This is a genomic window from Flavobacterium pedocola, from assembly GCF_053764385.1.
In genome coordinates, this window is sequence record NZ_JBSNCR010000001.1 from 48,379 (window position 1) to 61,859 (window position 13,481).

The 13,481-nt window shown below is 32.3% G+C and carries 11 protein-coding genes; all 11 read left to right on the top strand.

Annotation, left to right across the window (positions count from 1 at the left end):
* Positions 1–99: 99 nt before the first annotated feature.
* The 11 genes from ACWPKD_RS00200 (at position 100) to ACWPKD_RS00250 (ending at position 13,469) form a co-directional block, all read left to right on the top strand.
* Positions 100–831, top strand: a complete 732-nt coding sequence (locus tag ACWPKD_RS00200; RefSeq protein ID WP_455410657.1) for a hypothetical protein — start codon at positions 100–102, stop codon at positions 829–831.
* Between the two features lie 11 nt (positions 832–842).
* Positions 843–1,775 (top strand): hypothetical protein, encoded by a 933-nt coding sequence (locus tag ACWPKD_RS00205; protein WP_455410658.1) that lies wholly within the window; start codon positions 843–845, stop codon positions 1,773–1,775.
* Positions 1,776–1,787: 12 nt separating this feature from the next.
* Positions 1,788–2,279 (top strand): hypothetical protein, encoded by a 492-nt coding sequence (locus ACWPKD_RS00210; RefSeq protein WP_455410659.1) that lies wholly within the window; start codon positions 1,788–1,790, stop codon positions 2,277–2,279.
* Positions 2,276–3,559, top strand: a complete 1,284-nt coding sequence (locus ACWPKD_RS00215) for a hypothetical protein (RefSeq protein ID WP_455410660.1) — start codon at positions 2,276–2,278, stop codon at positions 3,557–3,559. Before ACWPKD_RS00210 ends, ACWPKD_RS00215 begins: the two co-directional genes overlap by 4 nt.
* Positions 3,547–3,885 (top strand): hypothetical protein, encoded by a 339-nt coding sequence (locus tag ACWPKD_RS00220; RefSeq protein ID WP_455410661.1) that lies wholly within the window; start codon positions 3,547–3,549, stop codon positions 3,883–3,885. Before ACWPKD_RS00215 ends, ACWPKD_RS00220 begins: the two co-directional genes overlap by 13 nt.
* Complete coding sequence (locus tag ACWPKD_RS00225; protein ID WP_455410662.1) at positions 3,872–4,348, top strand: PulJ/GspJ family protein; 477 nt, start codon at positions 3,872–3,874, stop codon at positions 4,346–4,348. Before ACWPKD_RS00220 ends, ACWPKD_RS00225 begins: the two co-directional genes overlap by 14 nt.
* Before the next feature lie 55 nt (positions 4,349–4,403).
* Complete coding sequence (locus ACWPKD_RS00230; protein ID WP_455410663.1) at positions 4,404–5,477, top strand: type II secretion system F family protein; 1,074 nt, start codon at positions 4,404–4,406, stop codon at positions 5,475–5,477.
* Between the two features lie 142 nt (positions 5,478–5,619).
* Positions 5,620–8,583: a hypothetical protein gene (locus tag ACWPKD_RS00235; RefSeq protein WP_455410664.1), complete on the top strand. Its 2,964-nt coding sequence runs from the start codon at positions 5,620–5,622 to the stop codon at positions 8,581–8,583.
* A 4-nt stretch (positions 8,584–8,587) separates the two neighbouring features.
* Entirely contained in the window at positions 8,588–12,670 is a 4,083-nt protein-coding gene (locus ACWPKD_RS00240) for a DUF6443 domain-containing protein (RefSeq protein WP_455410665.1), read from the top strand.
* A 12-nt stretch (positions 12,671–12,682) separates the two neighbouring features.
* Positions 12,683–13,009, top strand: a complete 327-nt coding sequence (locus ACWPKD_RS00245; protein ID WP_455410666.1) for a hypothetical protein — start codon at positions 12,683–12,685, stop codon at positions 13,007–13,009.
* Positions 13,010–13,019: 10 nt separating this feature from the next.
* On the top strand, positions 13,020–13,469 hold the full coding sequence (locus ACWPKD_RS00250) for a hypothetical protein (RefSeq protein ID WP_455410667.1): 450 nt from the start codon (positions 13,020–13,022) through the stop codon (positions 13,467–13,469).
* Positions 13,470–13,481: the final 12 nt, after the last annotated feature.

Genomic DNA, 13,481 nt, shown 5'->3' on the forward strand with positions numbered 1-13,481 from the left:
TCTGAAGGGATTTGTCGTTAAACTGTCGGATGTTTATAAAGAATTTTAATACGTCAGGTATTAAACAAATCACTATTTTTACCCCAAATTTTTAAGTACATGAAAAAACTACTTGTTGTAGGGATATCGATATTGTTAGGTTCATGCCAAACAGTTAAAATAAAACAAGAACAGTATAAAAAGACTGAAGTAATCTTAGAATTAGGAAGCATTGGTGAATCAAAATCCTTATTTGGTCTGAAAAACGATTTTAATACGAGAACTTTTCCTAAACTGGAAAATAAAATCAGAGTATCGGTAGAATCAATTCCTTTTACAAAGGCTTTGGATAAAGCATACAAAGCCAAATCAAAATACAATCAGAATCAGGGAAAAGTAGTCTATAACGACAGTTTGCCGGTAAAGCCGGAACTTGTTTTAATAAGCGTTATGGATGTTGCAGGATTTGTAACCGAACTGAATTCGGAAAACAATAAGGAGACTTCACAATTGGTTCAGAACACCAGGAAAATGAAAATGGTTTCTAATGTTGCAGTTGTAATTACAAAAGAAGATCTGACAAAAATCAAACAGGCAGATACTTATTACCTGATCAATAATCTGGATAAGAAATATACGCTGCAACTTTATAAACAAGGGAAAAAGTCAGATGTGATTGATATTACACAAGGAACTACAGTAGCTTATAAAGTAGGGAAATTTTGCTGGAACGTAAATGAAAGAGGGAAGTGGTACATCGCTGATATTGTAGAAGAATGCGAAGGATGTAAAGGGAATACCCAAAAGTTTGTGAGCAAGAAGAAAAAAGAGAAAAGTTTGTTTGATATGTAATTCGAAGTAAAATGAAGAAGATAGTATATATAACAACGCTCATTATTTCCATTTTTGTAATGCATTCGTGTGAAGAAATCTTAATGGAAAATGATATTACAGACAAACAAGTAGAACTGGTGGCACCCATCAACAATGCAATGCTGAACAATACCGGTGTTGTTTTTACATGGGACGCCGTTGAAGGAGCTACCAAATATCGTTTACAGGTAGCCAAACCCGATTTTGTAAATCCCACACAAATTGTTTTGGATACACTTATCTCGGCTACATCATTCAATCAACAATTGAATATTGGAAATTATCAGTGGAGAGTTAAAGCTGTAAATAGTGGTTATGAAACCGTTTACTCAACAAGGGATATCACTATTGTCAGCAATGACGATTTCGCAAGCAATACTGTAACCTTGCTTACCCCTGCCAATAATTTAATCACGAATCAGGTTAGCCAGAACTTTTCATGGCAGTCCATTATAGGCGCTACAGGATACCAGATTCAGGTTTTGGATGCAAACAATAACATAATAGAGAATCAGAATATTGCCGGGACAGGCCTTACTATTCTATTGCCTGAAGGAAATCTGCAATGGCGCGTACGGGCTACCAACGGTTCTCAGTATACGATGTATTCCTCACGCAATGCTTTGGTGGATACTACAAATCCCAATACGCCGGTACCAACAATTCCGGCCAACAATTCAACCGTGACCGATTCTGATATTGATTTTCAATGGAATAGGGCCGCGATTGCAGGAAGTACTGAGAAAGACAGTATTTATGTTTTTACCAACAATGCTTTAACAAATCTGCAGTTTAAAAATCAGGCTACCAGTCCTCACAATGTGACATTGAATTCCGGAACGTATTACTGGTTTGTAAAAGCATTCGATCAAGCCGGAAATCAAAGTAACCAGAGTACTGTTTTTAGTTTTACGGTTAATTAGTCTTGATGAATTATGAAAAATAAAAAGAACATATATATATTGCTCCCTGTGGTTTTACTGATATGGGGAAGTGTTATTTATAAGTTTTTCTCTTTTTCCGATTCTGATGAAATTGTAACCGACCCACAACAGGAAGTTAAATTCAAACCCCTGCGAATCAAAAAAACAGATACAATTTCTCATTTGGATACTGATTTTCGCGATCCTTTTTTAGGACGTGTACATTCCTCTGAAACAGTTCCGTCTGATAAAACGAAAAAGGTTGCTCAACAGAAAAAGGTTGAAAAACCAGTGGAAACTTTGCAATGGCCACAAATTATCTATAAAGGTATTGTTTCAGATACAAAAGACAAGACAAAAATTTTCATGCTCGTAATCAACGGGAAAACTTTTCTTATGAAAAAAGGCAATACCGAGGAAGAAGTTTTTTTGAAAGACGGAGACAGGAAATCAGTCTATGTAAAATACAAAGGGGAATTGAATATAATATTACAACAGGAGTGATAAGCTATTGGAATAAGAAAATTAAATCCGGAGCTCTTCAGTTTACAGTATTTATTGGAGTACTTATTGCTTTACTTTTAAGCGGATTGATTCTTTATGCGTATACTTTCTTTTATACCAAAGAGCAGTCAAAGGGAGCGATTTCGAATATTCTTATCGTAAATTCAGCTTTTAATTTTTTACTTCAGGATTCGGATGTACTATCAGATACTTTAACGTTAAATCAGTTTTCATCCGGTAATCAAAGTTTGAAATACAACCTATCGCAATGGGGGCTTTTTGAAAAAGCGACAGTAATAGCCGAACACCGAAAAAAACGATTTGTGAAAACAGCTTTTTTGGGAGGAAATGTTCAGGTGAATCAATCGCCATCATTGTTTTTACAGGAGAATCAAAACCCTCTTTCGGTTGTGGGAAACACCATGATAAAAGGAACTGTTTTTCTTCCTTCACAAGGGGTTAAGCCCGGTTATATTTCGGGGCAAAGTTATTATGGGAGTCAATTGGTTTACGGGCAAGTAAAAAAAAGCACAACAAAATTACCGGAACTAAAGAAAAGTTATTTTGAAAGATTGATGCTTTATTCCAAAACTAATGGCAATGAAATAATGAAAGATGTGAGTGAAATCCCGCAGTTAAAATCTTTCAATTCCTTTAAAAATAAAACGATTCATTTTTACAGTAAAACCCCAATAACATTAAGTGATAATTTGATTACCGGCAATATTGTCATAAAATCGGATACGCAAATAAGGGTAAAAAGATCGAGTGTTTTAAAAGATGTAATCATCGTTGCGCCGGAGATTGAAATTGAGGATGGGGTTGAAGGTAATTTTCAGGCCATTGCTTCAAAACAGATAAAAGTCGGTAAAGAATGCAGGTTGAAGTATCCTTCAGCTTTAGTGGTTCTGGATGAAGCCGATAATTCAATAAGTGAAAACCAGATGCATAAAAATATTAGCATTGATGAGAGATCTTCCATTGACGGATATGTCTGTTATTTCAGCATGAAGGAGCTTCAGGAATCGAATTTTAAACCTCAAGTTGTACTTATGGAAGAAGCTTCGGTCAGAGGACAAGTTTATTGTATGGGTAATTTCGAGTTGAAAGGACGCGTGGAAGGTACAGTGTATACACAACAGTTCATTGTTAATGCCGGAGGTTCGATTTACCTGAACCACATTTTCAACGGGAATATACAAGGTTTTGAGAAACTCGATTATTTTGGAGGTTTGTTGTTTAAGGATACTCCCAAAACAATATTGAAATGGTGTTATTAAGAAAAATAAAATCGGCAACCTTAATTGAAGCCTTATTGGCCACGGCTTTAATCGTGGTTATTTTTGTTGTTGCCAGTTTAATTCTTAACAATCTTTTATTTAGCACATTTTCCAAAAACACCCATGGCGTTGAAACCCGGATGAACGAGTTGGAGTATCAATTGCAGTCCGGAAAACTTGTTGTGCCGTTTACGGAAGAGTACAAAGACTGGCATATTGAAATAAAAGAAGATGGTAATCTATCAAAAGGTTTTTTCGTTTTTAAGGCAGTCAATAACATCACGGAAAAGGAAGTGGTCAAACAAAGTTTTTATGGGGAAAACTAAAGTAAAGTCATTTACATTGTCTGAAATTCTGGTAGTTATGGTTATAACCGCCATCGTGGTTGGTTTGGCTTTCAGTGTACTTCGCCTGGTTCAGAAACAAATACATCTTATCCGGAAAAATTATGACAAATCTGTAGAACTGGCCCTGTTTGAACAAAAATTATGGCAGGATTTTCACGAATACGGTAACATAACTTTTGATGCTCGTAATCGTAAACTACAAATGAAATCAGAGATAGACTCCATACAGTATGTTTTTTATGACGATTTGGTAATGAGGCAGCAGGATACAATTAAAGTAAAGCTGAAAGTTTTGGATGTTTTTTTTGAAGGAACAAAAGCTCAAGAGCGTAATATTGATGCTATCAAATTGTTAGCCGAGCAGGAATTACCGGATTATGATATTTTTGTTTTTAAAAATCAGGATGTTAACTTTTATATGAATAGCGGAAATGGGTTTTAAACTGGATAGCATAAACAAGGAAGTGTCAGCTGAAAATAAAGATCAGAGGAACTCTTTGGATAAATTTCTTAAAAAAGAGATAACCCTTTTTGGGGCTGGATTTAACGCAAAAAAGAAACAGTCTTTTTTTCAGGAGCTTTCCGTTCTGCTCAATGCCGGAGTTACCTTAAAAGAAGGGCTAACCCTAATTGGTGAATCCCAGAAGAAGGAAACAGATAAAAAGATGATTCAGACTATTCTGGACGATGTTATTCATGGAAATCTTTTTTCTGAGGCAATCCACAAAATCAAAGATTTTTCTGAGTACGAATATTATTCCTTAAAAATTGGTGAAGAAACAGGTACTACCGCTCAGGTTTGCAATGAACTTGGTAAATTTTATGAGCGAAAAAATGAACAGCAAAGAATTGTAGTAGCTGCTTTGACCTATCCGGCGATTGTTTTAAGTACAGCATTATTGGTAGTGATATTTATGCTGAGTTATGTTGTGCCGATGTTTGAGGATATTTTTAAGCAAAACAATATGGAATTACCGTGGTTAACAAAGGTGATTTTGAAGCTGTCTTCAGTAACCCAATCCTACGGGGTTTATTTTCTGGTAGTAATTGCGGGTTTGTTTTTTTTGGGAAATACTTTTAAGAACAATCAGCAGTTAAAACGAAAGTTGCACTTTTTACTGCTTAAAGTGCCTATTCTGGGCGCTTTTACAAACAAGGTTTATTTAGCTCAGTTTACACAGGCTGTAACCTTATTGACATCAGCAAAAGTACCTGTGCTGAACAGTATACAGTTGGTAAGAAAAATGATCAGGTTCGTACCGCTTCAGGATGCTTTGGAAAAAGTCGAAGAGCAAATCCTGAAAGGTAACAGTTTAAGTGACAGCTTAAGAGATAACCCAATTTTTGATAACAGAATTATCTCCTTGGTAAAAGTTGCCGAGGAAACCAACGAAACGGAATATGTCTTCAAACAGCTGAGTGAACAATACAATCAGGAAGTTACCCAACAATCTAAAATTATGTCCACCGTTTTGGAACCTTTCATAATTGTTCTTGTAGGTTTGATTGTCGCTGTTTTGCTTATTGCAATGTACCTGCCGATGTTTCAGTTGAGTAGTGCGATTGGGTAGTTTGAAACAATATTTGCAAAAGTTGTTTATGTGTGTAAAACAAAACAGTTTTTTACAATTTACAAAAAAATGATGTTCTTATAATTTAAAAAATTAATATTAATCTATAAGTTTGCGCTTACAAATAATCTATAATTTAAAAATGAAGAAAAATTTATTTTTAGTACTTTTTTTTGTGGTTATAAAGGCCTTTTCTCAAGAAGCACCGATGGACCCACTTATTGATAATGAAAATGAGGTAAATAATATTGGTGAACGAATTACGTTGTATGAGATTAAGCTTGACGGGCTTAATTTACCTATTGAGATTTATTATAATCATAACGGTTTTAAAGCAACGGAAGCACCAGGACCGCTTGGGTTAGGATGGAAATTCAATGACATTGGGAAAATCACCCGGATTTTGAATCAAATTCCTGATGAATATATGCCGGCTGATAATGACACCTCACATGCTGGCTGGTTTTATAATAATGATGTTTCAAATTATAATGTTGATCAAACACCTGATTTTTTCAATCTCAGCACTTCTAACGGTCTATCCGCTTTGTTTACTTATAGTAAGACGTTTCCAGGAAATGTTTTAACCCTTGAACCTTATTTCCTTGACTCAAATCAAAATTTTACAATTGATAACTATTTTAATAATATCAATTATGGTACAAATAATTACGATGACGTAGTGTTTGATATTAATGAAGAAAATGGTAATACATATAGTTTTGTTGGGGGACCAATGAATCAGACCATTACAAGGAATGGTGGGTATAATGATAAGTACACTAAAGATTTTTATGTAAAAAAAATTAAATCTAATCATTCAAATGACGAAGTAATAATTAATTATGTAGCCAGGGAATACAGTAATCATCATTATTTTGAAACGGGTTATAAATCTTCTTCAAACAGTTATGCGTTTATGACATATTCCGATTATGCATTTGTTGATGAGAATTCCCTAGAAGTAAGCGAAATTATAACCCCAAAAGAGAGAATAGAATTTTTATATTCATATGTCACCTATCCTCCTCAAAGCGGATATGCTTCTTATACCCTTCCAATTTTAAATGAGATAATTGTTAAAAACAATAATGGTGATTACATAACACGATATAGTTTTGAATACGATTTAGCATATAATAATAGACCTCTACTTTCAAGAATATATAAATACTCTAAAGTATTGAATGATGATTCTGCTATAAAAATTAAAGAGTTTGAATATTTCGACAGCGGATATAATTTAAACAATTACTCTCCTTTATTCATGATTAAGGATATTGATACTCATGGTTATTTTAATGCCGCAAATAATACTGCTTTGTTTCCTATTAGTTATAAGAGATGTGGTTCCAGTATTTTGTACAATGGCGGTGATAGAAAACCTAATTTGAATGCAATAAAGCATGGTGTGCTTAAAAAAGTTACCAATAATTTAGGAGGTGTTACAGAGTTTGACTATCAGTTGAACGCGGATAGTGATTACTATGGTGGAGGGTTAAAAATATCGAAAATAACAAAAACACCGGAAGCTGGTCAAAATATTGTTACAACATACCAATATGAAGAATATTTAGGATTTGGAACGAGAAAGGATAATCCTGAATTAGATTTGATTAGATATAGTAGTGCTCCGGGATATTCAAGTGTAAATAGCGATTTGAAAGAGCTATATGATTTTGATAGGGAGTCTGAAAATCAAAATATGTATCAAAAAACTGGTAATTTTTTCAAGAAAATTATTTCCAGAAAGTATATAGGACAAGATGTTGGTACTTATTTTGGTCCAAATGAAGTAGCTGATGTGAGCTTGAGGACTGAGTATCTTTTCCGTTCAAATTTTAAGAGTTATATAAGAACACCATTACTAACTCAAAAAGATGTCTATAAAGATTATAATTATGCTCTAAATGGTTCTGTTGAAAGACAATTAATGAAAGAAGTGCGTAATTACGATTTATTCGATATTTCTAGTATTCAAGCTCGATTAGCAGATAATTATCAACTACAAAATTGTAGTGGAAGTTATCTCGTGAATTCATCTGGTGTGTCATTTAGGAGTATTTACAAAAAAGAACAGCCTTTAAGGTCTATTGAAAATTATGAGTATGACAATGAACTAGGGCAAATTTTAAATACCAAAAAGGAGTTTGTGTATTATGGTGAAAATAGTGGTTTATTTAATGGGTTAAGAATTAAAGAGATAATTAGTTCCACTAATAATTTACCTGTTTCAAAGAAAAAGATAAATTACTTAATTGAGTATTTTTCTCCTACTGCTGGACTTACAGATTTACAGCTATTTAATAATGAAAGCAAAACTTTGATATCTGACGAGTCAAATTGGACTTATCAAGGAAGCAATGGTTGGATTCTTAAGAATTCTACTTTTTATCAATACTTGAGTGATGGTAAAATCAAGAGCTCATCATCAGTTATTAAAAATTCTAATAATACTTTTTATAGCGAATCGAATTTTACACCGTATTATCAAGGAGGGTTACTTCAAATTGGGCCTTTATTGAATACGGTAAATTATTTTTATGATTCAAATGGGAAAATAGAATTCATTGAGCATCTGGATTCAAAGAAAATTGTAAAGTACTATAGAAGTAATGATACAAATCCTTATTCAATTAATACAACTATAGAGGCTCACAGTTCTACAGGTAGATTTAGCTCATATAGAACTAGTTTTGAAAACCAGTCCGGCACTGGTTATTTGGATGTAACTAATGCTTATACTGGAAAAAAAGTATTTACCGGTTCTACATTGAATATAGGTACATATCCCAAAAAGTATATAATATCTTATTGGTATTTTAAAGATAATAAATGGTTGTTTAATTCCTATAGTCATGGTGGAGGAACTGTAATTATTACAAAACCGGCTGGTGCTGATTATATAGATGAGTTATGGGTTAAACCAAGATTTACAAGATTAACCGGTAAGACTTTTAATAATTATTACGAGACAAACAATTTTATAGATAACAACGGATTTACAGTAAAAAACATCTATGATGATTATGGAAGATTGATAAAGCAGGTTGATAAAGATGGTAATTTAATAAATGAAAGAACTTATAACTTTATTCAGGAATAAAAACATGAAACTAAAATTTTTATTTTTATTAAGCCTTATTTTCAATTTTGCTTTTTCGCAGGTTTCTCCAAGTAGAAACTATGTTTATGTTAAAACATATAAGGAGGCTGTAAATGAAGTTACAGGAAGTACCAATAGCAATGATTTTAATGAAGCTGTGACTTATTTAGATGGAACTGGAAGAAAAATTCAGACCATATTTATGAAATCTGGGGGCAATAATGAAGATTTAATATTCAAAAACGAATATGATAATTTAAATAGACAGTCAAAGAAATACTTGCCATATGCTGTAACTTCAAATAATGGGGCATATGTCACAAATTTCAATAACGAGCAATCTTTATTTTACGATGTTCCAAAGTATGATAATACGGATAATCCTTTTACAGAAGTAATTTTTGATAATGATAGATTATATTCATCTAGAGAAATAGCTCATGTTGGAAACGATTGGTCTTTAAATAATGGGCATACTATTAAGTCTAATAGATCAATTTATAATCACGATAATATTGTTGATGTTGTATATAAATATAACGTCAGTTATGATAGCAATAATAACCCTGTTCTTATTTGCGAAGGGGTATGTCAGCCTAAAACTTTAATAAAGTATGTTTCTAAAAATGAAAATTGGGAAACTACTGATGGTGAAAACAATACTTACGCAGCTTTTAAAGACTTAGCAGGCAGGACTGTTTTAAAAAGAGAATTTGAAAACGGAGTTGCTCATGATACTTATTATGTTTATGATTTTCAAGGGAATATTGTTTTTGTTTTATCTCCTAAAGTAGTTCATGCTAATCTTTTTGATTCGAATAATAATCCTGTTTCAACTTATCAAAATGTTTTAGATAATTTATGTTATCAATACAGATATGATTATAAAAACAGATTAATTGAGAAAAAATTACCGGGTTCCGGTTGGCAATATTTAGTTTATGACACATTAGATAGATTATTATTGACACAAGATTCCAAGCAAAGTCAATTGAGTGCGAAAGAATGGAATTTTGTTGAGTATGATATTTATGGAAGAATAGTTTTCGCTGGAACACTTACTGATGTAAATAACTCTACCCGTGAAGTAATGCAAAACACGGTTGATCAGCTTTTAAGTAGTTATGTGTATTATACGGGAAGTGGGGATTTTTTATTTTCTCACTATTTGGATCAATTTACTTTAACAGTAAATAAAGTTTCATATTATGATAATTATCAATTTGATTTAAGCGGAATAACCATCCCGACTCAGAATTTTTATAATGAAAATTTAACGACACTAACAAATGGTTTGTTAACTGGAACTAAAGTTAAAAATTTAAGCACTTCAAGTTGGGAAACTTCAGTTTTCTTTTACGATAAAAATGAAAAAGTTGTCAAATTATATGATAAGAATGAAACATTAAATACGCTTGATGTTATAGATTTAAAATTAGATTTTTCCGGTAACATCATTGAGTCAAGGACGGTTCATAACAAAACAGGAGTTACAACTGATTTAGTGACTTTTGATAAATATTCTTATGATAAAAAAGGAAGACTTTTAAAGCATTTACAATCATTGGGTAACAAGTCTGACGAATTGATTTTAGCTAATAAATATGATGAATTAGGAAAGCTTGTTGAGAAAAAAGTTGGAGGGACGACACTTTTAAATCTTACGGCTATTACAGATGATCAAGGTTTGTTAACAAAGAGTATAGCTACTGATTCTTGGACTAATTCAAGTTTTACTACAATAAGTAGTGTTATAGCTGACGGTAATCTGAAGTTTAAAGCGACTAATAATAGTCATTTAGCTATTGGATTGTCATATTCTCCTAATACTACAGCTTATAATCAGATTAACTATTCATTTGTTTTGACAAATGCTTCTCATGTAAATGGAGGTAAGACTGTAGAGATCTTTGAGAATGGGTCTTCGAAATTAATTACAAATTATTATGCAGGGGATTTGTTCATTATAGAGAGAATCGGGAATACAATATTCTATAAAAAGAATGGAATCTTAATTTATACATCTACTACACCAACAAGTTCAGCAACTCTTTATGGTGACGGTCATTTGTATGCTATAAATTCCAGCATGACAAATCTTAGTATAGATAATTATGGTTTTACTAATCTTATAAGTTTGCAAACTATAAATTGTAAATACAACATTCGCGGATGGCTGACACAAATAAATGATCCGAATAATCTTGGTAATGATTTATTTGCTTTAGAAATTAGAAGGAATAATCCAACCTCTACAGGGACTCCATTATATAATAAAAATGTAAGTCAGGTGTTTTGGAAAACGGCAAATGACAACCAATTGCGCTATTATGATTATACTTACGATGATTTGAATAGAATTAAGAAAGCTAAATTTTATAATTTAAACAATTCATTGCAGAATAACAGCTTTAATCTTGAGACTGTAAATTATGACAAAAATGGTAATATAACATTTATGCATAGAGCAGGTGATAAAATAAGCGATCCAAACCTTGAATGGATGGATTATATGAGTTATTCATATAATGGAAACCAATTAACAAGAGTACAGGATTTAGGTCATAACTATTTTGGCCATACTTCTCAGATTCCAACATCGGATTCCACATCACAATATACGTACGATAGTAACGGTAATATGATTAAAGACCGAAACAAGAAAATTGCCAATATTACCTATAATCGTTTGAATTTGCCTGAGATTATATCTTTTGAGGACATTTCCAAAAAAATAGAATATGTTTATGACAGTAATGGTAAAAAGTTAAGCAAGAAAGTTACTGATGGAAGTAATGTAACAATAACAGAATATTGTGGAGGTTATATTTATCAAAAAACAAATGCAAATAACTTAGTATTACAGTATGTTTCTCAACCTGAAGGATATATTGCAAATAATAACAATCAATTAAATTACGTATACAATTATAAAGACCACTTAGGGAGTACACGACTTTCATATACAGATGTTAATAAAAACGGTATAATTGCTACGAGTGAAATAATTCAAGAGAATAATTATGATCCTTTTGGTCTTAAACATACGGGTTATAATAATGTGTATAATGCTTTTGGAAGTATTGCATTTAAGCTAGGTTATGAAGGGCAGGAAACACAAGACGAATTAGGTCTAAATTGGATACAGTTTAAATGGAGAAATTATGATTCAGCTTTAGGTAGATTTATGAGTGTAGATCCATTAGCTGAAAAATACAATTTCATGACACCTTATCAGTTCTCTTCTAACCAACCAATTCATGCGCCTGAGCTTGAAGGAATGGAGAGTGGGGATGGGATTCACCATGATCTTGATATACCGGCTGTAGATCAAGAACGTGATTTCGATTTTTTCTATTTTGAATATGAAGGAGGGTACATGTATGGATTTATTGATTTTGAAGGTAATGAGCATTTTTTTTCATTTGAATTTGAAAATGTAGTAGAAGCTCCAGAATCTTTAACAGAGGTTTTAGAAGAGGAAGTTATAGAGCCAATAGAGGATTTTTCTGATGACATTGTCGATGAACCTGATTTTGGTGACTTTGAAGAGGAGGAAGATTTTGATTTTTCGGATTTTTTTACTGATATATTTGAAGAAGTTGAGGATGATTTTTCTGATTTCTGGAATAATCCTTTTTCAAGGTTAATGGTTGCTGATAAATATTCTATTGGTGTTGATCAATCAATTACAGCTGTTTTAGGAGTGGGTTCAGGGTTATCACTAAATTTCATAACTAGAGGACATGACGCCAGTTTCGTGCCTTATGTAACTCATACTGTTGGTGGACAAATTGGCTCAGATATTTCAGCTAACGCTGGAATTTCATTATCTCGGGGCACTTATGCTACAATGGACATGAGAGATTTGAAGCCTGGTGAAGCAGCAAATGCTTTGAATGGTTGGAGTTTTGAAGTGAGAGGAGAAGCGCACGAAGGAGTAGGTGGAGAATTGTTTATGAATGTAGGATTAGATGATTTAGAAACGGCTTCACCAAATTGGATTAATTTTGGTTTTGGATTTGGAGTAGGTATTGGTGGTGGAGCAACTTTAGGGATGCAGCACTCTGTTCCTGTTAATCCGTAATTAATTCATGTTATGAAAAAAAAATTAAAAATGCTCATAATATTATTTGGAATAGGTATTATTTTATCTTTATTTATAAAAAATAAAATTGATTCCGATAATGATTTTAATTCAGGGTATTCAATTCTTGTTGAAAACTTAGATACCTTGGAAAACAAGCGTGTAAAGGTTAATGGGGCTTTGGTGAGTCCAAACTTTATTATTTCGGTTGCGACTAAATTAAAAATTGGGGATTCAATTGTAAAGCCAAAAAAATCCAGATATTTGTATATTTATACCCCAATTGAAAGTAAATATGTAAAGGTGGATTCAATAAAAGCAACAGGTTTGTTTAATTAATTTAATTGATATGAAAGTAAAAGCAACTTTGGTTTTAATATTCGTTCTTTCATTAAGTATGTTTTCTTGTGTAAATAAGGAAAAGATGGATGAAAACAATAAAAAGCATACACAAGAGGTGGAATTATTGGTTTCTAAATTTTATTCTGATTATAATGCTCAAAAAAATGAAGAATTGACAAATATGTTTGGAGAAGAATTTTTTACAAAAACCAGTAAAGAAGAATTATTAAAGATGTTTGCTGGAATGAATAAAAAATTCGGAAAAGTAAAAAAATATGAAATGGGTGTATGGTCGAAGAGCTATAACTCTTCATCAGATGGTTTTAAAGTGGAATATGAGGTTGAATATGAAAAATCAAAAACCAAAGAAAGATTTCTTTTGTTGAGGGATGCTACTTCAGGTAAGTATAAGATTGTAGGTTATAGAATAGGATCTAAAGACTTTTTGTCTGAATAGTCATAAATCTTA